The sequence below is a fragment of the Microvirga ossetica genome (genome assembly GCF_002741015.1).
Classification (GTDB): Bacteria; Pseudomonadota; Alphaproteobacteria; order Rhizobiales; family Beijerinckiaceae; genus Microvirga; species Microvirga ossetica.
In genome coordinates, this window is the sequence record NZ_CP016616.1 from 2080284 (window position 1) to 2100189 (window position 19906).

General features: G+C 63.5%; 18 protein-coding genes, 1 tRNA gene and 4 pseudogenes. 7 read left to right on the forward strand and 16 right to left on the reverse strand.

The genetic code is table 11. From position 1 onward, the window contains the following. Positions 1 to 48: 48 nt before the first annotated feature. Positions 49 to 531 carry a TraY domain-containing protein gene (locus BB934_RS09795; protein WP_157934111.1) on the forward strand — a complete coding sequence of 161 codons (483 nt, stop codon included), beginning with the start codon at positions 49 to 51 and terminating at the stop codon, positions 529 to 531. Positions 532 to 626: 95 nt separating this feature from the next. On the opposite strand, the gene BB934_RS09800 is transcribed toward BB934_RS09795, so the two are convergent. Beyond that, entirely contained in the window at positions 627 to 1844 is a 1218-nt protein-coding gene (locus BB934_RS09800) for a tyrosine-type recombinase/integrase (protein WP_099509461.1), read from the reverse strand. A gap of 548 nt (positions 1845 to 2392) precedes the next feature. On the opposite strand from BB934_RS09800, the gene BB934_RS09805 reads away from it, so the two are divergent. Continuing rightward, a complete protein-coding gene (locus BB934_RS09805) occupies positions 2393 to 2587 on the forward strand; it encodes a hypothetical protein (RefSeq protein WP_099509462.1) in 195 nt (64 codons plus the stop codon). A 164-nt stretch (positions 2588 to 2751) separates the two neighbouring features. On the opposite strand, the gene BB934_RS09810 is transcribed toward BB934_RS09805, so the two are convergent. The 12 genes from BB934_RS09810 to rplU all read right to left on the reverse strand — a co-directional run bounded on the left by BB934_RS09810 (position 2752) and on the right by rplU (position 13158). Continuing rightward, entirely contained in the window at positions 2752 to 3300 is a 549-nt protein-coding gene (locus tag BB934_RS09810) for an RNA pyrophosphohydrolase (protein WP_099509463.1), read from the reverse strand. A 222-nt stretch (positions 3301 to 3522) separates the two neighbouring features. Continuing rightward, positions 3523 to 4839, reverse strand: a complete 1317-nt coding sequence (locus BB934_RS09815) for a S41 family peptidase (protein ID WP_099509464.1) — start codon at positions 4837 to 4839, stop codon at positions 3523 to 3525. Continuing rightward, positions 4839 to 6191, reverse strand: coding sequence for a murein hydrolase activator EnvC family protein (locus tag BB934_RS09820; protein WP_099509465.1), 1353 nt, complete (start codon positions 6189 to 6191; stop codon positions 4839 to 4841). The genes BB934_RS09815 and BB934_RS09820 overlap by 1 nt, the downstream gene beginning before the upstream one ends. A gap of 3 nt (positions 6192 to 6194) precedes the next feature. Continuing rightward, positions 6195 to 6689 (reverse strand): 23S rRNA (pseudouridine(1915)-N(3))-methyltransferase RlmH, encoded by a 495-nt coding sequence (rlmH, locus tag BB934_RS09825; protein ID WP_099509466.1) that lies wholly within the window; start codon positions 6687 to 6689, stop codon positions 6195 to 6197. A gap of 73 nt (positions 6690 to 6762) precedes the next feature. Continuing rightward, complete coding sequence (gene rsfS, locus BB934_RS09830; protein ID WP_036355921.1) at positions 6763 to 7059, reverse strand: ribosome silencing factor; 297 nt, start codon at positions 7057 to 7059, stop codon at positions 6763 to 6765. Between the two features lie 182 nt (positions 7060 to 7241). Continuing rightward, on the reverse strand, positions 7242 to 7898 hold the full coding sequence (locus BB934_RS09835; protein WP_099509468.1) for a nicotinate-nucleotide adenylyltransferase: 657 nt from the start codon (positions 7896 to 7898) through the stop codon (positions 7242 to 7244). Beyond that, positions 7895 to 9181 (reverse strand): glutamate-5-semialdehyde dehydrogenase, encoded by a 1287-nt coding sequence (locus BB934_RS09840; RefSeq protein WP_099509469.1) that lies wholly within the window; start codon positions 9179 to 9181, stop codon positions 7895 to 7897. The genes BB934_RS09835 and BB934_RS09840 overlap by 4 nt, the downstream gene beginning before the upstream one ends. A gap of 150 nt (positions 9182 to 9331) precedes the next feature. Next, complete coding sequence (gene proB, locus BB934_RS09845; RefSeq protein WP_099509470.1) at positions 9332 to 10450, reverse strand: glutamate 5-kinase; 1119 nt, start codon at positions 10448 to 10450, stop codon at positions 9332 to 9334. After that, positions 10447 to 11481, reverse strand: coding sequence for a GTPase ObgE (obgE, locus tag BB934_RS09850; protein WP_099509471.1), 1035 nt, complete (start codon positions 11479 to 11481; stop codon positions 10447 to 10449). The genes proB and obgE overlap by 4 nt, the downstream gene beginning before the upstream one ends. Positions 11482 to 11633: 152 nt before the next feature. Then, positions 11634 to 12284: a GNAT family N-acetyltransferase gene (locus BB934_RS09855; protein WP_099509472.1), complete on the reverse strand. Its 651-nt coding sequence runs from the start codon at positions 12282 to 12284 to the stop codon at positions 11634 to 11636. A 179-nt stretch (positions 12285 to 12463) separates the two neighbouring features. Beyond that, complete coding sequence (rpmA, locus tag BB934_RS09860; protein WP_036355650.1) at positions 12464 to 12730, reverse strand: 50S ribosomal protein L27; 267 nt, start codon at positions 12728 to 12730, stop codon at positions 12464 to 12466. Positions 12731 to 12765: 35 nt separating this feature from the next. Further along, positions 12766 to 13158 (reverse strand): 50S ribosomal protein L21, encoded by a 393-nt coding sequence (gene rplU, locus BB934_RS09865; RefSeq protein ID WP_099509473.1) that lies wholly within the window; start codon positions 13156 to 13158, stop codon positions 12766 to 12768. 261 nt (positions 13159 to 13419) lie between these two features. Between rplU and BB934_RS09870 the strand changes: the two genes are divergently transcribed. The 4 genes and pseudogenes from BB934_RS09870 to BB934_RS09885 form a co-directional block, all read left to right on the forward strand. Beyond that, positions 13420 to 13509: transfer RNA gene (locus tag BB934_RS09870), tRNA-Ser, on the forward strand. Between the two features lie 174 nt (positions 13510 to 13683). Further along, positions 13684 to 13896, forward strand: coding sequence for a DUF6538 domain-containing protein (locus BB934_RS50885; RefSeq protein ID WP_418294749.1), 213 nt, complete (start codon positions 13684 to 13686; stop codon positions 13894 to 13896). 60 nt (positions 13897 to 13956) lie between these two features. Then, positions 13957 to 14914: pseudogene (locus BB934_RS09880) on the forward strand (IS630 family transposase). A 663-nt stretch (positions 14915 to 15577) separates the two neighbouring features. Beyond that, positions 15578 to 15970 (forward strand): annotated as a pseudogene (locus tag BB934_RS09885) (IS701 family transposase); the annotation flags it as partial. A gap of 317 nt (positions 15971 to 16287) precedes the next feature. Here the strand turns inward: BB934_RS09885 and BB934_RS09890 are convergent. Next, complete coding sequence (locus tag BB934_RS09890; protein WP_099509475.1) at positions 16288 to 17355, reverse strand: IS110 family RNA-guided transposase; 1068 nt, start codon at positions 17353 to 17355, stop codon at positions 16288 to 16290. A 104-nt stretch (positions 17356 to 17459) separates the two neighbouring features. Here BB934_RS09890 and BB934_RS09895 point away from each other — a divergent pair. After that, positions 17460 to 18281 (forward strand): annotated as a pseudogene (locus tag BB934_RS09895) (IS701 family transposase); the annotation flags it as partial. Between the two features lie 121 nt (positions 18282 to 18402). Here BB934_RS09895 and BB934_RS09900 read toward each other — a convergent pair. Both BB934_RS09900 and BB934_RS09905 read right to left on the reverse strand, forming a co-directional pair. Continuing rightward, positions 18403 to 19346 (reverse strand): IS630 family transposase gene (locus BB934_RS09900; protein WP_099509477.1). Its coding sequence is split into 2 segments (ribosomal slippage): positions 18403 to 19010 and positions 19010 to 19346, totalling 945 coding nucleotides; the frame shifts between segments, so codons are not numbered across the junction. Between the two features lie 180 nt (positions 19347 to 19526). After that, a pseudogene (locus tag BB934_RS09905) lies at positions 19527 to 19870 on the reverse strand (VOC family protein). Between the last annotated feature and the right edge of the window lie 36 nt (positions 19871 to 19906).

Genomic DNA, 19906 nt, shown 5'->3' on the forward strand with positions numbered 1-19906 from the left:
GTACTCCGTAGTTGAATTTAACTACAGAAATATATCAGGCGGACGGGCTTGCACGTCAATGCCCTGTATGCATATTTAACTACAGAGTTGGGGATTAAGAAGATGGCGGTACGTAAAGCAGCTGAGAGAGAAGGGGTGCGTCACCCCATGAGTTTCCGAGCAACGACGGATCTAAGGGAGAAACTGGAGAGGGCCGCCTCGGAATCTGGGCGGTCGCTCACACAGGAACTGGAGCTCAGGCTAGAGCGATCCTTTGATCACGATCAGATGGTCTCCTCGGTTATGGAGACGATAGAGGAGAACTCGCAGCTTCAGGTTCAGATCATGGAGTTGCAGGCGGAGCTCGAAAAGCTCAAGAGCGCCGGCCCCGACGCCTCGGATCTTGCGGTCATTGTCGAGCAGGCTGTTGCAAAGGCCTTTCAGATGGCCTGCTCAGTTCAACCCGCTAAGGATTTCATGCACGAGGTGCAGCAGTACCAATCGGCGCCAAAATCCGCGAAGGCTCGCGTCTCGGCGAAATCTAAGGCATAGTTTCCGTAAGTATTGGAGCGTCAGTCCTGAGGCTTGCGTATGTGGGTCAGACTGAGGCCTTACTTAAGCACGCCTCAAAACCAGCCGAAGCGGGTCTATTGCTCGGATGCTCCACCATTCCTCAGCGGTAGTACCCGCTCTTCTAATCGCTCGTCAGTGGCACCGGCGGAGGTCAAAAGGGATCGAGCAATACGTTCTGACAACTCCCGAACGGGGTCGGCCTGCCGCGAAACGTAACGCCCGGTCATAGCGAGGGTTTTATGTCCAAGGGCATCACGAAGAATGAGAGCGTTGGCCCCAAGTGCCGCGCCCCGGGTGGCAAAGGCATGCCGGAGATCGTGCAGATGAAGGTCCTTCACCTTCGCTGCAGTCAGTACAGCCGCCCAGGCGTCTCGAATATTGGAGTTAGTGAGAGGACCATCACCGCTATCGTTTGGAGCCACCCATAGGCTGTGCTTCGGAGCCATCTGCAAAAGGGCAATAACGGGTCCGGGCAACGGCACTGTCCTGGCGCCTGCCTTCGCATTCTCAGCTCTTAAGCGAAGAACGCCCGCATCGAAATCAACATCCGACCAATGAGCCGATTGCCATTCTCCACGTCGGCACCCGGTCAAGGGCAGGACCTTGAAGAGGAGGCGGGCACTCAGCCGGATCGGGGCTTCGTCGATAGCCTTCCAGACAGCGCGGAGTTCCTTGTCTGTTGGCACCCGGTCGCGGCTGCGCTCGGGATGCGAGGAGATCCCGCGCGCAGGATTTTCCGTCAACAGGTCATCGCCAATGGCAAGGTTGAGGGCCTTCCTCAGGATGGCGAGGTCCAGGTTTGCCTGGCGAGGGCGGTGAGTTTGCTTTGAGTGCCAAGCGCGAATTTGCGCGCGGGTCAGATCAGGAAGCCGGGTCGATCCGAATTCAGGGATGAGGGTTCGGTTGATCATCTCCTCAAATGCCTTGGCCGTGCTGGCCTTGCGCTTGGGCTTCCAGTGCTGCTCGAGAGCCGTGAGGAGAATGTCCTTAACTGTCGGATCTTTCGCCCTCGCTACCCGGTAACCAGCTGGATCCTCACCATGGGCAACCTGAGCAAGGGTCTTCTTGGCCTGTTGCCGGGCCTGCTCCGGAGTGAGGGCGCCATGGCGGCCGATTGACAGCCGGCGAGTGGGGAAGCCCCTCCCCCGCCCCGCCCGATACTCTACCAGATAGGTTTTTGAACCATCGGCATTCAGGCGCACCGCAAACCCAGTCAATTCGTCGTCACGGACGATGCGCCCGACATCATCCGGGCCCAGCCCATCAACAAGGCGTTTCGTGATCCTCGGCATAGAGCTCTTACCCGCTTCATGTCGGCACCATGTCGGCACCGAATTGCAAACATCAGGAAACGCCCGGAAACGTGGCGCTATAGATATACAATGCTTTCAGAGGGTTAAGGATACAACAGGAAACGATAGGAAATCCCCGGAAACTTCTCGCACAAAACTCAAAATCGAGTTCCGCAAGGAGTGCTGGTTCGATCCCGGCCAGGGGCACCATTGTCGTTTCGTGTTCGAACGCCAATGTGCGGAGAGAGACGCCCTCGCCTGTCGGCGAACCGGCTGTTCGGCGGTCCTTCGGCCTCCCTAGCAGCCCGACCGCTTTCCCCAGCGCCTTCTTCAAAATCTCGGATATCCTTGCCTCTCGTTCTGGCGCTTGGCCCCTTTAGGGGTAACCCGTTTTCCGCCTTGCGCACTCCGGTCCGTTCCTAACAAATGGCCGCGGCCGAATAAGACGGGTTTCGGATTTACGATTGGGGCAGCGCGAATAACGCGCTTTGGGGGACTTTCGGCACAATTCATCGATTACCTTCGAAGCCGCTAAGGAGGGGCTTGTGATGGAAGCCGAACTCGAATTCGTTGCCCGTGCTCTCTATGACACCGAGGATGATGCCCAGCTTTGGGATCGCGAACCCGACATCATCAGGGAAGAGTTTCGTCTGTATGCGCACGCGGCGCTCGAATTGCTCGAGGAGCATCGCCAGCACAACACTTCCGAGACGAAATTTTTCGCATTTCCCTATGCCGCGTAAGGCGTGAACCGCGCCGCATCGGGGCCCTGCCACCGACATTCAAACGCTTCCTGACTCGCCCGCAGCAGATTGGCTGCGGGCGTTCGCGCGTCTATGCCGGAGGCCGACCTGCGCCGATGCGCATCGCAAGCACAAGCGTAAGACTTGCAGCTTGACGGGCTCGATCACGAATTGGCTTGCGTCTGCAGGCTCCGGGAGGAGAAGGGTGAGAAATCCACGACAACCTTCTCATAGACCGGTCGCTTGAAGGGGATGATGAGCTCCGGCAGCTGGTGCATCTCCTCCCATCGCCACTCGTCGAATTCCGGGCGATGACCGCCTCCGCCGGGGCGATGGATGTTGATCTCGCTGTCATCGCCCTCGAAGCGGAAGGCGAACCATTTCTGGTTCTGACCGCGATAGCGTCCGCGCCAGGCCCGTCCGGCCACCATGGACGGCAAGTCGTAGGCGTACCATTCGGGAGCTTCGGCCAGCAGACTGACGGAGCGCACGCTGGTTTCCTCGTAAAGTTCGCGCAACGCTGCCTGATAAGGCTCTTCGCCCGGGTCGATGCCGCCCTGCGGCATCTGCCAGGCATAGCCGTCCGAGGTCGCATCGGATTCGGTATGCCGCCTTCCGATGAAGACCAGACCGTTCTTGTTGATCAGCATCACACCGACACAGGAGCGATAGGGCAGATCCTTTCTGGCCTGTGATCCTCTTGCGCTCCTCATCCGATGCTCACTCCCTCGATCATGGAAACCGCGTGCGGTCGGTTCTTGATAGTGCCGTCGCTGACGCAAGGTTCCGAAACAGGTGAGAAGAGTGCCGGTTCACCCGCCCGTGCACAAGCCTTTCCGTTCGGTTGTGGACGCCTGAATAGGAAATGAGCCCGACGGGGGCATCCCATCGGGCTCATTTGCAGCTTTGTTTCCTGAATGCGGACCGAGCCGCGATCAGTTGGGCGCTGTGGTCGCGTTGGCCGCGCCCTTGCGAACGCCATGCAGCAGATCGTAGGCGGCCAGGAGCTGCTTGTCCTTGGTCGGATCCGGCGGAACGTAGGCAGAAGAACCGCCGCGCTCTTCCTTGTCGCCGCCGTTCTGCAGGTGGCCGCGCAGACCGGCCTCGCCCTTGGTCTCGTCCTTGCCCTTCAGCTCGTCGGGGATTTCCTGCAGCACCTCGATATCCGGATCGATGCCCTTGGCCTGGATCGAGCGGCCGGACGGCGTGTAGTAGCGCGCCGTCGTCAGACGCACGGCTCCGTTGCCGCCGAGCGGAATGATGGTCTGCACGGAGCCCTTGCCGAAGGAGCGGGTTCCGAGAACCGTCGCGCGCTTGTGGTCCTGGAGGGCACCGGCCACGATCTCGGAGGCCGAGGCCGAACCGCCGTTGACGAGCACCACCAGCGGCTTGCCCTTGGTGAGGTCGCCGGCCTTGGCGCTGAAGCGCTGGGTGTCTTCCGCGTTACGGCTGCGGGTCGAGACGATCTCGCCGCGGTCGAGGAACGCATCGGAGACCATGATCGCCTGATCGAGCAGGCCGCCCGGGTTGTTGCGCAGGTCGATGACGAAGCCCGACACCTTGTCGGCGCCGATATCGGTGGTGAGCTTGTCGATGCCGGCGCGCAGGCCCTCGAAAGTCTGCTCGTTGAACTGGGTCACGCGGAGGACGCCGACGTCGCCCTCGACGCGGGCCCGCACCGGACGCACCTTGATGGTCTCGCGGGTCAGCTTGACCACCACGGGATCCTTGGCTTCCTTGCGCTGGATCTTGAGGGTGACCGAGGAATTGACCGGGCCGCGCATCTTGTCGACGGCCTGGTTCAGGTTGAGTCCCTGGACGGCCTCGTCGTTGATATGGGTGATGACGTCGTTGGCGAGGATGCCGGCACGGGAGGCGGGCGTCTCGTCGATCGGGGTGACGACCTTGACCAGGCCGTCTTCCATCGTCACTTCGATGCCGAGGCCGCCGAACTCGCCGCGGGTCTGCACCTGCATGTCGCGGAAGCTCTTGGCATCCATGTAGCTCGAATGCGGATCGAGGGAGGTCAGCATGCCGTTGATGGCCGACTCGACGAGCTTGGCCTCTTCGGGCTTCTCGACGTAATCCGTTCGGACCTTTTCAAAAACGTCGCCGAAAAGGCTCAGCTGCCGGTACGTATCAGCCGAGGCGGCAACTGCGCTCATGCCCGACAGAAGGCTAGTCTGCGACACCATGGTCGCGCCGCCAGCGCCGATGGCCGCACCGAGAATCAAAAGGGATAGTTTGCGCATTATCCGCGAACCTTTTCGCTTTGCGATTTTGCCCACCAGGGACCTGGATCGATTGAACCGCCATCTTTCCTGAACTCAACATAGAGGACGGGATTGTTCTTTTCTATGGCGGCGCCGATCAAACTCATGAGAGGAGCCTCTCCCATGGTCGCAACGGGTTCGCCCGCGAGCACGAACTGCCCGACATCGACGTTGATTTGGTCCATACCGGCCAGGAGAATATAGTATCCCCCACCGGCATTGATGATCAAGAGTCGACCATAAGAGCGGAAGGGGCCCGCAAAGGCGACCCATCCATCCGCCGGTGATACCACGCTCGCTTTCTGCCGCGTCGTGATCGAAATGCCACGCGTCGTTCCGCCATACCCGTCTGGAGCGCCGAATTCCAGACTCATATCGCCGCTGACGGGACGCGGCAGCAGCCCGCGCGCCTCCGCGAAGGGGATCTTTGGCGCCAGGCGGGCGGGATCCCGGAAGGCCAGCTGGGCGAATTTCTCGCGGGTCTCGCGCTGCTGTGCCTCGGCGGCCTTGCGGGCCTCCTCGGCCGCGCGCTGCGCGCCGGTGATCTCCGCCTCCATGCGGTCGATCAGCTCCTTGAGCGTGCCGGCCTGCCGGGCGAGGTCCTCGGCTTTCTGCCGCTCGGCGCCCACATTGCGCTCGACCTCGGCAATACGGCTTTGCCGCGCCTCCATGAGGGCTGCAAGGCGCACCTGCTCCCGGTTGAGGCCGGCCAGCTCGGCGTTGAGGGTGGTGCGGTCCGTCGCGATCGCCGCCTTCAGGCGCACGAGCTCGCCCAGATCCGTCGCCAGAACCTCGGCCTCGCTGCGCAGTTCCGGCAGAACGGCGCCGAGCATGATCGAGGCGCGGACCGCCTCCAGCATATCCTCCGGCCGGACCAGCACCGCAGGCGGCGGGCGGCGGCCCATGCGCTGGAGTGCGGCAAAGACCTCGACGATGACCCCGCGCCGGCTCTGCAGGGAGCGGCGAATGGCCGTCTCGCTGGCGCCGAGGGTCTGCAGGCGTTGCTCCAGCCCCTGGATGCGATCCTCCGTGCCGCGCACCCGCTCGGCGGTTTCGATCAGGGCCGCATTGAGCTTGGCCCGGTCCGCCTTGACGGATTCGACCTCGGCTTCGAGGCGCCGGCGCGCCTCGGCATTGGCGGAGATCGCCTCTTCCAGGACCTTCAGGTCCTGCTCCCGCCGCGCCTTCTGCTCGGCCGTTTCGCCCTGCGGGGAAGGCGCCACGGGCGCAGGCGTCTGCTGCTGGGCTCCAACGGGACCCAGGGAAGCGGCAACCATCCATGCGGCAAGGCCAATGACCTTGCGGGAAAACGAGAGTTTGAAGCGGATCATCCGTCAGGAATCATCGTGGCCGGCGCGATGATAAGGGTGTCCGGCTATGATTGTCAGGGCCCTATAGACCTGCTCGGCCACGAGCGCGCGCACGATCTGGTGCGGCATAGTGAGCGCTCCGAAGGAAACGACGAGATCGGCGCGCTGGCGCAGCTTGGGATCGAGGCCGTCCGGCCCGCCGATCACGCAGGCAAGCCCTGTGCGGCCCCCATCGCGCCATTGCCTGATTTTTTCGGCGAAGGCTTCGCTCGAGGGACTTTTTCCGCGCTCGTCGAACACGATCAGAACGGACGAACCCGCTCTCTCAAGCAGGGCCGTGGCTTCTTCAGACCGTCGATCGTCTTCCCGGCGCGCCCGGCTCTCCGGCAATTCGACGATGTCGAACCCGGCCAGGCCTAAGGCCCGGCCCATGCCTTCGACACGCTGCCTGTATCGCTCGACCAGCTCCCGCTCGGGGCCGCTCTTGAGACGGCCCACGGCCAGCAAGCTCAGTCGCACGATCCTGGCCTCTTCAGTTCAACGCCGCATGATCTTATTCGGGCAACCGGTTCCCGCCTGCCCGGATCACGATTCAGCTCGCGCGGTCCTGAGGGCGGTCGGCGCCCCACATCTTCTCGAGGTTGTAGAAGCCGCGAACCTCGGGACGGAAGACATGGATCAGCACGTCGCCGGCATCGATCAGCACCCAGTCGCAGGCCGGCAGGCCTTCGACGCGCGCATTGCCGAATCCCTTGTCCTTGAGATCCTTGATCACGCGCTCGGCGATCGCGCCGACGTGACGGTCGGAGCGGCCTGAGGTGACGATCATGGTGTCTGCAAGGGAGGTTTTTCCGGCCAGGTCGATCTCAACCGTGTTTTCGGCCTTCATGTCCTCGATGGAGGCCAGGACGACGGTCCGGATGTCCTCACCAGCCGGAGCAGTCGCTCCGGAGAGAGGAGGAAGCGGCTTCATGCCCGCTTCGGCAGAGGATAGTCGGTTCAGGTTCAGACCCTTTCTCAACGGCACTTAAGGGTGCCGATCCTTAAGATAATGCGGGAAGGCCCCGATTTTCAATGTCTTCCTGTAGCAGAAGTTCGTCGCAACCGGCGCAGCTGCGTGGAGGAGAGATGGGAGCGAGGCCCATGCAGGAACACCCAGGCGGGCGGCGCGAGGCTCGGCAGGGCACGGGCATCGGCTTCCCGGATCCGGCTGCGGGACAGGGCGATGGCGCTTTTCGAGCGGACCGCCTTCAGGGTCCAGCCGGGCCGGTCGAAGACGGCCATCGGCATCATCCCGGCGATGCGCTGCCAGCTCCGCCAGCGGTGGAAGCCCGCCAAGTTGTCCGCCCCCATGATCCAGACGAAGCGGACATCCGGGAAGCGCCGCTTGAGGTAGGCCAGCGTATCGACCGTGTAGCGGGCCCCGATATCCTGCTCGAACGCGGTCACATCGATTCGGGGATCGTCGGAAACCTGTCTCGCGTCCCGCACACGCATCGCCATCGCGGCGAGTTCCTCCGAATCCTTCAGGGGATTGCCCGGGGTGACGATCCACCAGACCCGGTCGAGCCCGAGCCGCTTGAGAGCCATGAGGCTCACATGGCGGTGCCCGGCATGGGGCGGGTTGAAGGAGCCTCCGTAAAGGCCGATCCGCATGCCCGGCGCCACCCGCGGCAGGCGGGTCAGACCGGAGGGTCCGATGCGGAAGCGGGACGAGACAGGCTTCACGGACGCGTCTGGCCCGAGCCGCGGATGCGGTACTTGAAGGAGGTGAGCTGCTCCACGCCGACCGGCCCCCTTGCATGCATGCGCCCCGTGGCGATGCCGATCTCGGCGCCGAAGCCGAACTCGCCGCCATCGGCGAACTGGGTCGAGGCGTTATGGAGCACGATGGCCGAATCCACCTGGGCCAGGAAGCGCTCGGCGGCCGCCTCATCCTCGGTGACGATGGAATCCGTATGATGCGAGCCATACGATTCGATATGCGCGATGGCCTCGTCCAGGCCCTCGACAACACGAACCGAAATGATGGCGTCGAGATATTCGGTGCGCCAATCCTCCTCCGTCGCCGCGGTCACGCGCGGATCGGCAGCCTGGACCGCCTCGTCGCCGCGCACGGCGCAAGCGGCATCGAGCAGGGCGGTGACAAGAGGTTTCAGATGCGTACCAGAACAGGCGTTGTCCACGAGCAGCGTCTCGGCCGAGCCGCAGACGCCCGTACGACGCATCTTGGCGTTCAGCACGATGGCCTTCGCCATCTCGAGATCGGCCTTGCCATGCACGTAGACATGATTGAGCCCTTCGAGATGCGCGAAGACCGGTACCCTCGCCTCTTCCTGCACGCGGGCCACGAGGCTTTTTCCACCTCGCGGCACGATCACGTCGATGCTGCCCTGAAGACCTGAGAGCATCGCCCCTACCGCCGCCCGGTCGCGGGTCGGCACGAGGCTGATCGCGTCCGCTGGGAAGCCCGTCTGCTCGAGACCCTCCCTCATCGCCTCCGCGATAGCGAGCGAGGTACGGAAGCTCTCGGAGCCGGCGCGCAGGATGGCGGCATTGCCGGCTTTGAGACAGAGCGCGCCCGCATCCGCCGTCACGTTGGGGCGGCTCTCGAAGATCACCCCGATGACACCGAGCGGCGTCGCCACACGCTCGATCTTCAGGCCATTCGGCCGCTCGAACTTGGCGAGCATGCGGCCGACCGGATCGGGCAGCTCGGCAACGCTCTCGACGGCCTCGGCAATGGCTTCGAGGCGCTCAGGGTTCAGAACGAGGCGATCGATAAACGCGCCGCTCTGCCCCTTGTCCCGCGCATCCGCCAGGTCCTCGGCGTTGGCAGCCAGGATCGCCCGCTCATGCGCCCGGATGCAGATGGCCATGGCGCGCAGAGCGGCGTTCTTCTCCTCGGCGCTCGCGAGCGCCACGCGCTGCGCTGCAATGCGAGCGCGGCGGCCGAGATCGGCCATCAGCGTGTTGACATCGCCGCCTTCGATCACCTTCAGGGCATCCATCCTTCGCCTGCTCCCTTAAAGCATCGGATGAATCCCAAAAGTGGATTCCACTTTTGGGATTCATCCGATGCGTCTTCTCTTGCCTGGCGCATCGTGCGGACCCAGAGGGCCGCGTCAGCGAAAAGTGGACCAGGTTTTCCGCACGATGCGCTAGGCTCCGGCCAATGCCATGTCGTCCCGGTGAATCATCTCGGTGCGTCCGGGATAGCCGAGAATGCCTTCGATCTCGCGGCTCGGACGGCCGATGATGCGCGCGGCTTCATCCGCGTCGTAGGCCACGAGGCCCCGACCGAGCACACGGCTGTCGCTGCGGATCGTCACCGCGTCGCCGCGATGAAACGCCCCTTCGATCCGCCGCACGCCCACAGGCAGCAGGCTTGCTCCGCCCTGAAGGGCGCGCGCCGCGCCCTCGTCCACGAAGAGCGTGCCGCGGGGCTCCAGTGCGCCTGCGATCCAGGTCTTGCGCGCGGTTGCGGGATTGGACGGCGTCAGGAACCAGGTGCAGCGCCCGCCCTCGGCCACTCGCTTGAGCGGGTTCTTCGCGCGTCCGTCGGCGATGACCATATGCGTGCCGCCGGAGGTGGCGATCTTGCCGGCCTCGATCTTGGTGCGCATGCCGCCCCGCGACAGCTCGGAGGCAGCGCCACCCGCCATGGCCTCGATGGAAGGCGTGATGCGCTCGACCACCGGAATATGCTCGGCCTTCGGATCGAGGGCCGGCGGCGCCGTATAGAGCCCGTCGATATCGGAGAACAACACTAAGAGATCGGCGCCGATCATGGTGGCGACGCGCGCCGCCAGCCGGTCGTTGTCGCCGTAGCGGATCTCGGAGGTCGCGACCGTATCGTTTTCGTTGACCACAGGCACGGCGCGCATCTCGAGGAGCTTCAACGTCGTCGCCCGCGCATTGAGATAGCGCCGGCGCTGCTCGGTATCCGCGAGCGTCACCAGGATCTGCCCGGCGGTGATGCCGTGATGCGCCAGCACCTCGGACCAAATGCGCGCGAGCGCGATCTGCCCCACGGCAGCCGCTGCCTGACTTTCCTCGAGCCGCAAAGATCCGGAGGGGAGCCCCAGCACCGTGCGTCCCATGGCGATGGCGCCGGATGACACGACGAGAACGTCGGCCCCCTTGGCATGCAGATCGGCGATGTCCTCGGCAAGCGCCGCAAGCCAGGCATGGTTCAGGCGCCCGCGGGCGCGGTCGACGAGAAGCGCGGAGCCGACCTTCAGGACGACGCGGCGGAACTGGCCGATATGCGGGCTCACGGATGCCACTCTTCCTGGGAGTCGACGGGCTCGTCCTTGGCCTTGACCTGATCGATCACGGCAAGGAGGGCCTGCAGCACCTCCTGCACGCCCTGTCCGGAGGCGGAGGAAACCACATAAGGCTTCCGTCCGCAGGCCTTTTTCAGCTTCTTCAACTGGTCCTTCAACGTGTCCTCATCGAGGGCATCGGCCTTCGAGAGGGCGACGATCTCGGTCTTGTCCGCAAGCCCGTGGCCATAGGCCTCGATCTCGTGGCGCACGGTCCTGTACGCGTCGCCCGCATCCTCGCTGGTGCCCTCGACCAGATGCAGCAGCACCCGGCAGCGCTCCACGTGGCTCAAGAAACGGTCGCCGAGGCCGACGCCCTCGGAGGCTCCCTCGATCAAGCCGGGAATATCCGCCAGCACGAATTCGCGCGAATAGGCGCGCACGACGCCGAGGCCCGGATGGAGCGTGGTGAAGGGGTAATCGGCGATCTTCGGCTTCGCCGCCGTGACGGTGGCGAGAAACGTCGACTTGCCCGCGTTGGGCAACCCGACGAGTCCCGCATCCGCAATCAGCTTGAGGCGCAGGATCAGCGTGTGCTCCTCGCCCTCCTGGCCGGGATTGGCCCGGCGCGGGGCGCGGTTGGTGGAGGTGGTGAAATAGGCATTGCCGAAGCCGCCATTGCCGCCTTTCGCCAGCAGCACCTTCTGGCCCACATGGGTCATGTCGGCGATGACGGTCTCGCCGTCCTCATCCAGGATCTCGGTGCCGGCGGGCACTTTCAGCACCGCGTCGGCACCCTTGGCGCCGTGCCGGTTCTTGCCCATGCCGTGGCCGCCGGTCTTGGCCTTGAAATGCTGCTGGTAGCGGTAGTCGATGAGGGTGTTGAGCCCCTCGACGCATTCCGCCCACACGTCGCCGCCGCGGCCGCCGTCGCCGCCGTCAGGCCCGCCGAACTCGATGAACTTTTCCCGGCGGAACGATATGGCGCCGCCGCCGCCATTGCCGGAACGGATATAGATCTTGGCTTGGTCGAGAAATTTCATAACCCGCATCCTTTACGGGACTGGAGCATTTTTCGCAAAAGCGGATCCGGCCTTGCGGTTAAAAAATGCTCCCGTCGACGATGGTCGTGCGGGAGCAACGCGATAAACGAAGGAAGCGCTCCCGAAAAGTCTTTCGGGAGCGCTTGCCGTTTTCAACTGGCGAGGGACATCTCGCGGTCGACCTCGACCTCGAGGGAGACCGGCTCGCGCACGAGGCCGGTATGGCCCCAGCTCTTCAGGCTCTCCCAGGCCCGCCGGTCGAGGCGGAAATGGTCGGCCGGATAGAGGCCTCCGCGGGCCGGCAGCTCGACGAGGCCGGCGCCCTGATAGGCGAAGCCGCACTTCTCCAGCACCCGCCGGGAGGCTGGGTTGATGACCCGGGCGCTCGCGGTGAGCTCGTCCCCCTCGCCATAGGCGAAGAAGGCATCGATCAGCGCGCGGGCCGCCTCGGTGGCATAGCCCTTGCCCCAGTACGGGGTGCCGAGCCAGTAGCCGAGGCTGGGCTTGCCAGTATCGGGATCCGCGCCGATGCCGACCATGCCGATCAGGCTGTTCGGCCGCCCCTTCGGCGTGATGGCGAGCTGCAGGCCCTGGCCGTCCGCATTGGACCGCCGGGACTGGAAGATAAATCGGCCGGCATCGTCCGGGTGATACGGATGCGGAATTCGCGCCGTCATCTCCGCGACCGCTTTCTCACCGGCAAGGCGTACGATGGCTTGCGTATCCGCGAGGCGGGCCCAGCGCAGCCACAGGCGGCGAGTCTCGAGGCGGAAAACATCGTCACGGGTGAGGTCGGGAAACATCGTCTTGCTCCGATCCGTGGGCCCTCCCTGGGCCCTAGAAATGACGAAGGGGAGGTGGACATCCCACCTCCCCTGTCGATTTCGGATTGGAGCTTGGCCTTTAGGGGGCCTGTCTGGTGCTCTTCATCCGCCGGGTCTGTGTGATGCCGGCGGGAGCTCCTTCGTATCGCTCTCGCCGTTTACTCTGCGGCCTCTTGGGCCGGTACGACCGATACAAAGGCTCGGCCTTGACGCGTCAGAAATCGGACTCGGCCATTGGCCGTGGCAAAGAGGGTGTGGTCTTTGCCCATGCCGACATTCGCGCCGGCATGCCATTTGGTGCCGCGCTGACGAATAATGATGTTGCCGGCGACAACCTGCTGATCACCGAATCTCTTGACGCCCAGACGACGGCCAGCGGAGTCGCGACCGTTGCGAGACGAACCGCCTGCTTTTTTGTGAGCCATGGGTTACTCCCGTGTTCCTGTCAGTTGCCGAACGCTTATTCAGCGGTGGCCGGCGCAGCTTCGTCAGCCCCAGCCTTGGTGGTCTTCTTGGCCGCAGCCTTCTTGGGCTTTTCGCCACCGGCGAGGATCTCGGTGATCCGCACCACGGTGTAGTCCTGGCGATGCCCGCGCTTGCGGCGCGAATTCTGGCGGCGGCGCTTCTTGAAGGCGATGACCTTCTCGCCGCGGGTGTGCTCCACCACCTCGCCCGCCACGGTCACGCCCTCGACGAGGGGGGCGCCCAGCTGGGTCGAACCGTCGTTCGTGACCATGAGAACCTGGTCGAACGTGACGGCGGTGCCCGGCTCGCCTGCGAGCGTGGCGACGGTGATGACGTCGTTGGCGGCAACGCGATACTGCTTGCCGCCGGTCTTGATCACTGCGAACATCTTGATCCTCGTGTTCAAACCCAAAACTCAGCGGGGCGAGCCCCACCGGATTGGCTTTTTGGCAGTTTCCGGCTTCGATTCACGGCAGCGAGAGGCTGCCGCATGGATATGGGCGGACACATGGTCCGCCCATAGAGGAGGCTCTCTAAGGGCAACACCCCGGCTTTGTCAATCAAAAAGCTTGCTTTTGGCGCTTGAAGAGCCGCCAAGCCCATGATATCCACCCCGCCTCAACCAGCGGGCCTTAAGCCTTCGCACCCCGGAGAGGTGGCAGAGTGGTTGAATGCACCGCACTCGAAATGCGGCATACGGGCAACCGTATCGGGAGTTCGAATCTCCCCCTCTCCGCCATTCTTGCTAAAAGCTGAGCATTTCTCTAGGCCCCTTGCCTAGAAAGGGTTTTAAACCGCCCGATTGGTACACATGCCCCGCTATGGCTCGTCCTGGGAAACTCTCAACAGCGGCATCTACTGACTGCGCCGCCGCGTCCCTGAAGATCCGCGCTCTCTCGTCGGCAAGCGTGAAATCAAGCTCAGCCTTCGAACCACTGATCCTCATGAGGCTAGGCGGTTGCATGCTGTTGCGCTCGCTGGGCTCGATGCGAACTGGAAGGCGCTTCGTGAAAGGACGCCGCTGGATGCTCGACCGGCCAAGCGTGTTGATCTCACAGAGAAGGATGCCCACACCCTCGCCAGCCAGCTCTATGGCCAGATCGTTAGAGCCTCGGACCGGAAATGAGACTCCTGGCTTCTGTGCGAGGCCGAGCTGTGATTCACTGCCTGGACTGGGAGGTGGATTATGGGTCATTGCTATTCCCTGGATCTGCGGGTGCGCGTCGCCGACTTTGTCGATGCAGGTCATTCCTGCCGGGCGGCAGCCCAGCACTTTGACGTCAGCGAGAGTTTCGCCATCAAGCTGGTGCAGCGGAAGCGGCGGTTCGGCTCGCCGGCACCGGCCCGGCAAGGCCGTCCGCCCGGACGCGGCAAGCTGGTGCCCTATGAGAGCTTCTTGATCCAGACGGTCGAGGCCGAGCCGGCCATCACCATGCCCGAGCTGGCCGCAAGGCTGCTGACTGAGCATGGGATCGTTGCGGCTCCCGCGATGCTCTCGCGCTTCCTGTGCCGGCACGGCTTCTCATATAAAAAAATGCCTGATGGCGGCGGAGTGCGCACGCGCCGATGTGCGGGATGAGCGCCGGGTCTGGCATGCCCAGCGCCAGCCGCGCATGCGCCAGGAGACGCACCGGCTGGTGTTCCTGGACGAGACGTATGTCAACACCAAGATGACGCGCCTGCGCGGGCGGAGCCGCAGGGGCCAGCGCCTACGCATGAAAGCTCCCTTTGGACACTGGAAAACCCATACCTTTCTGGCTGGGCTACGGTGCAACGAGTTGTGCGCGCCGTGGATCATCGATGGCCCGATCACCCGGTTGGCGTTCGAGGCTTACATTGAGACGCAGCTCGCGCCGACGCTGCGCAAAGGCGATGTGGTGATCCTCGACAACCTGGCTGTCCACAAGAGCGAGAAGGCCGCTCAGTGTCTGAAGCAACGCGGAGCCTGGTTCCTGTTTTTACCTGCTTATTCGCCTGATCTTAATCCAATTGAACAGGCCTTTGCCAAGATCAAAGCGCACTTGCGCAAGGCCGAGGCCCGAACGTTCGACGCGCTCTGGCGAGCGCTCGGTGAGATCTGCAACCTGTTCGAACCACAAGAGTGCTGGAACTACCTTAAGGCTGCCGGATATGCGTCCGTTTAACCGTCCGATGCTCTAGCTGCTATGAGAGCAATCCGAGTGCCTTCCAATGGAGCATCGGTGTTGGTGAGAAGCTGGGGACTTCGCATGCCCATCCGCAGGTGGCTCAAGGAGCCTCCTAGGAGGAGATGTTGAAAACCAGTGTCGATCGGTCGGTGCCATGATCCGGGGACCTGAGTGGCATAAGTGGCTGGAAATGCAGGAATACTGTCTTCAGCTTGCCGACGAGTGCCTTCAGGCAAACAGCCTAAACGTGGATGAGGAGAGCCACCTGCACTTGGCGCGCGCGATGGGACACGTCATGCAAAGCGCCTCACGCACGCTGCAGCGCTGTGCTCGTGGACATTATGGATCTGATCCAGATGCACCGCATTATCCATCGTTTTCCAGTTGCCTCAGCCCTCGCAATCCAATGGAGGCTCTGTCTCGTTCGATATTCTAATCGAGGGCTGGGCCGGTGAGAGGCAGCCCACCGTGAAGACACTTTACTCCTGGCGCCGCACGCTCGATCAACCCGCAACATTCGTCGGCCACAAAGGGTCAACGGCAGTTAACGGAAAGGTGCCCAGGAGAGGATTGTACCAATCCGCTCAAAATCCTAGTAAACAACAACTTAGTACTACAGCCGGGCCTTGTGCGTTGTCTTAGACACGGAGGTGTCGCGCCATGACGCATGCAAGCGAGGCCCACCGCTGGGCCGATCAGTTGGATGATCTCGTCGCCCGGATTGCTCCCCGGTTCAGCCGCATCGAACCACGCCGCCGCGCCCGGGCCTATCTGCAAGGGCTGCTCTCGCCGCTCGAGCGCAAGAACGGCTGGCACCTGGCGGAAGCCGCCGGCGACATGACACCCGATGGCGTGCAGGATTTCCTGTCCCGCATGCACTGGGATGCCGATGCCGTGCGCGATGATCTGCGCGCCTATGTCGTCGAGCACCTGGGCGATCCTGACGCCGTGCTGGTGCTCGACGAGACCGGCTTTCTCAAGAAGGGTGACAAGTCGGCCGGCGTCAAACGCCAGTACTCCGGCACCGCCGGGCGCATCGAGAATTCTGATGTTCGTTGTCAATGAGCTTGGACGTGGGTGTGCGATCCCAGGGCAGAAGCCGGGCGCGGCAGGATGGAGCGATTGCGCAGGGCCGGCGGCAGAGCCGTCAAGACGACGGTTGAGCAAACTCTGATGCGCGGGTTGATCACCGCATTTCCGTGTGTTCGTCCGGGGCTGCCTCGATCTGTCAGCGGGCGTCGATGACACATCATCGGCCACACAATTCTCGCGAGGGTTCCCCTCCGAGGCCCTGCCGCCGGCGCTGGGCAACCGCAGATGTCAGTCCAAACTGAGGAGGTCCTCCGCAATGACCGTGAGCTCGTTCGGCTTTATGCGGCCGAGCGCGGCTCGATCTCGCGCCCGATCGCCCACAGGAAGGCCGCCATCAGCCGGCGATACCGCGCGCACAGCCGCACCTGCGCCTTCCAGGCAATGGCCCGCACGATCGCTGGCAAGCCCTCCTGGCGCTCCTGCAGCACGCGGCTCATCCGGGCCGGAAAGCGATAGGTCCAAGCGCCCTCGATCAGCACCCGACGAACCCGTGGGTTGCCCGCCTTGGTGATGCTGCCGCGCCGCACCCGCTCGCCGGTCGAGCTCTCGCACGGCACCAGACCGAGATAGGCCATCAGCTGGCGCGGGCTCTCGAAGCGGCGTACATCGCCGATCTCGGCTACAAAGGTCACCGCGGTCAGAAGCGCCACCCCACGCAGGGCCTGATAAGCCTCGACCACGGGCGCCATCGACCAGGTCTTGACCACCTCAGCGACTTGCTGGTTCAGGCGCTCCAATCGCGCCTCGGCATCCTCGATCGCCTGCCGGTACTCGCGTAGGACGAGATACTGGGCCGGATGCTCGAAGATGAGTTCGGATAGCCAGCGCGCATGCGCTCGGGTCCAGGGCTTGTGGCCGGAGAAGATCCGTCCATGGCGCAACAGAAACGATTGCAGGTGCTGGCGCTTCTCGCGCAGGTCCGCCATGGCCGCTTCGCGCGCCCGCACCAGCTCGCGCACGGCCTCATGGCCTGGATCCGGCACCCAGATGGCGGTCAGCTCCCCGGCCCGATGCAGCCGGGCCAGGGTCAGGGCATCGCGGCGGTTGGTCTTGACGCGCTCGCCCGGGCGCTTGGGGATCAGCGAAGGCGCAATGACCGCACACTCATGTCCCAGAGCACTGATCTGCCGCTGCAGGCCATAGCCGGTCGGGCCGGCCTCGTAGCAGAACAGCAACTCGCGATGCTTGCCACTGAGCTTACTGACGAGGCGCCGCACTGCCTCGGGCGTGTTGTCGATCTCGCCCAGAAAACGGACTTCACCCTGACGGCCGTCTTCAGCCACGGCGACCGCGATCTTCAGTTTGGACGTATCCAGACCGACAAACACTTTGCTATTCTGCTGCATGGCTCGTCCCCTGTGCGGGAGGCTCGGCGCCGGCCCATCCGGCGCAACCCTCGCTCATCGCATAGTGTGGACGAGCCACCTCCGCCGGCAACGAACATACGGTCTGTCAGATCGGGGTGTTTCTCGCCTATGCCAGCCGGCATGGTCATGCCCTGATCGACCGGGCGCTGTACCTGCCCGAGACCTGGGCCTCGGACGCCGCACGCCGTGATGAAGCGGGCGTGCCAGAGCAGGTCGGCTTCACCACCAAGCCGAAGCTCGGACAGGCGATGCTGAAGCGGGCGTTCGCGGCCGGCGTGCCGTGCCGGTGGGTGGTGGGCGACTGCGTGTATGGCGCCGACCATCAGACCCGGCGCCTGATCGAGGCGCACGGGCGCGGCTATGTGCTGGCGGTCACCTCGGCCCAGCGGCTCGGGTTCAAGCCCGTCGAGGATTGGCTTGAGGACGTGCCGGCCAGAGGCTGGCGGCGGCTCAGCGCCGGCGATGGCGCCAAGGGTCCACGGCTGTACGATTGGGCCTATCTGCCGTATCGCACGCCGCCGGTGCCGGGCTGGAAAACCGGGCTGCTGATCCGGCGTAAGAAGGGCCGCCCGCATCAGTTCACGTTCTATCTCACCCGTTCGCCGGAGGAGACGCCGCTCTCTGAGCTGGTGCGGATTGCGGGTCAGCGCTGGCGGATCGAGAGCTGCTTCGAGGAGGCCAAGGGCGAGACCGGATTGGACGAGTACGAGGTGCGCGCGTGGACGGGCTGGTATCGCCACATCACGTTGGCCATGCTGGCGCATGCGTATCTTACCGTCGTGCGCCAGCACGCCATCGGGGGGAGAAGCCCCCGTCGTGCAGGCCGCGGGGTTGCTGCCGCTCACCGTGCCGGAGGTGCGGCGGCTGCTCTGGCATCTGGTGTGGGAGCAACCGCCTTCAGTTGAAGCGGTCGAGCACTGGTCAACGTGGCGCCGGCGCCATCAGCAACGCGCCCGTGAATGCCACTGGCGCAAACGAACTCGACATCGCCGCAATGCCCGGCTGTAGTATTAGAGCATTTTGTCTTTAGACGGGCTCATAACCTGAGTTCCTGATGTAGTTGCCGCACTCGTCTGGAGAGAATGCATCGAGCGTTTCACCGATTGTGCTCCAAAGGCTGTCGCGGGTGCGAGCTGCGGCTTTGCGCAACAGGGCCTTTAGCTTTGCGAACAGTTGCTCAATCGGGTTGAAATCGGGTGAATACGGAGGCAGGTACATCAGGGTCGCACCGCGAGCGGCGATCGCCTCTTTGACGCCCGACACCTTATGTGCGGGAAGATTGTCCAGGACCACCACATCGCCAGGGGCGAGAGCAGGAGCCAATGCCTGCTCCACGTAGGCTCGGAAGGTGGGTCCATCCATGGGTCCGTCCAGCACCAGCGGGGCGATGATACCGGTGTGGCGCAGACCGGCCACAAAGGTGGTTGTCTTCCAGTGTCCCCAAGGAGCTTTCGCGATCAGACGCTGGCCTTTGGCGCAGCGGCCATAGCGGCGGGTCATATTGGTGGCCGTGCCGGTCTCGTCCAGGAAGACAAAGCGGCTCGCATCCATAAAGCGCTGCCACACGCGCCAGCGCTGGCGCTCGCGGGCGACATCGGGCCGGTCCTGCTCGGCGGCTCTTAGCGACTTTTTTTACGCCGCAGGCCAAGCCGGCGCAGATGGTGATGGATGGTCGACAGATCAGGCGTGAGGCCGACGCGGCGTGAGAGTTCCGCCTGGATCTCGGCCAGGGTGATATCCTTACCGTCAGCAAGCTCGCGCAGAAGAGCCTCGTGCGGCTCCAGGACGGGACGGCGATAGCCGCCGATCTGTGCAGGCTTGAAGCTGCCCGTCTCGCGCACACGCCGCATCAGCTTGATGGCGGCTGAGACGCTGACGGAGTAGCGCCCTGCCGCTTGGCGGATGGAACTGCCCTCCGCAACGGCACCCACTAGGCGTCGGCGCAGGTCAAGAGACAGAGGTGCCGTCATGCTGAAACCCCACGTCACCAGCCCACGGCTATGGAATCAAACCAGCTGAATCCGTGCAATATCAAACTGCTCTAGAAGCTTCCTACTGGAAGTATTTGTCACTCTTTTGGACCACCGTCGAGCCTGGGCGAGGCATACAGAAAGCCTTGAGCAACACTTTGAAAGAAGTCCACTTCTCACCTATAGCGGACCCCACTTGTCTTTGCACCTGCCGCACGCGCTCTCCTGACCGCCATTGCTCACGATGGCATTCCAGTAGCGGCCGGTCTCGTCCTGATCGTCGGTGGCGATCTGGAACGAGAAAGCTTCGTTATTTTTGAATGCGGGACCTCCGTTGAGGCCAAGACGCGCAACGCCCGCAACGGTGAATTCGACCGTCAGCACGTCACCCTCTTTGCCGGCCGGGTAGTTACCGGGGCACGGGGCACGGCACCCACCGCGCTATCAGGAAAGGTCTCCGCGTAGAAGCAGGCAGCAGTCTCAGCGTGCTCGTCGCACCAGAGACAAATCGTATTCTTTGCCATTGCGTGTTCCTTTCGCTTTGAAGCCAATACTTCGAA

Coding starts and splice junctions, on each gene's coding strand:
- BB934_RS09810 (WP_099509463.1), bottom strand. CDS start 3,300: ATGAGGAGCGCAAGAGGATCACAGGCCAGAAAGGATCTGCCCTATCGC.
- BB934_RS09890 (WP_099509475.1), bottom strand. CDS start 17,355: ATGCAGCAGAATAGCAAAGTGTTTGTCGGTCTGGATACGTCCAAACTG.
- BB934_RS09840 (WP_099509469.1), bottom strand. CDS start 9,181: ATGGATGCCCTGAAGGTGATCGAAGGCGGCGATGTCAACACGCTGATG.
- rpmA (WP_036355650.1), bottom strand. CDS start 12,730: ATGGCTCACAAAAAAGCAGGCGGTTCGTCTCGCAACGGTCGCGACTCC.
- BB934_RS09855 (WP_099509472.1), bottom strand. CDS start 12,284: ATGTTTCCCGACCTCACCCGTGACGATGTTTTCCGCCTCGAGACTCGC.
- rsfS (WP_036355921.1), bottom strand. CDS start 7,059: ATGAAGGCCGAAAACACGGTTGAGATCGACCTGGCCGGAAAAACCTCC.
- rplU (WP_099509473.1), bottom strand. CDS start 13,158: ATGTTCGCAGTGATCAAGACCGGCGGCAAGCAGTATCGCGTTGCCGCC.
- BB934_RS09820 (WP_099509465.1), bottom strand. CDS start 6,191: ATGATCCGCTTCAAACTCTCGTTTTCCCGCAAGGTCATTGGCCTTGCC.
- obgE (WP_099509471.1), bottom strand. CDS start 11,481: ATGAAATTTCTCGACCAAGCCAAGATCTATATCCGTTCCGGCAATGGC.
- BB934_RS09815 (WP_099509464.1), bottom strand. CDS start 4,839: ATGCGCAAACTATCCCTTTTGATTCTCGGTGCGGCCATCGGCGCTGGC.
- BB934_RS09800 (WP_099509461.1), bottom strand. CDS start 1,844: ATGCCGAGGATCACGAAACGCCTTGTTGATGGGCTGGGCCCGGATGAT.
- BB934_RS09805 (WP_099509462.1), top strand. CDS start 2,393: ATGGAAGCCGAACTCGAATTCGTTGCCCGTGCTCTCTATGACACCGAG.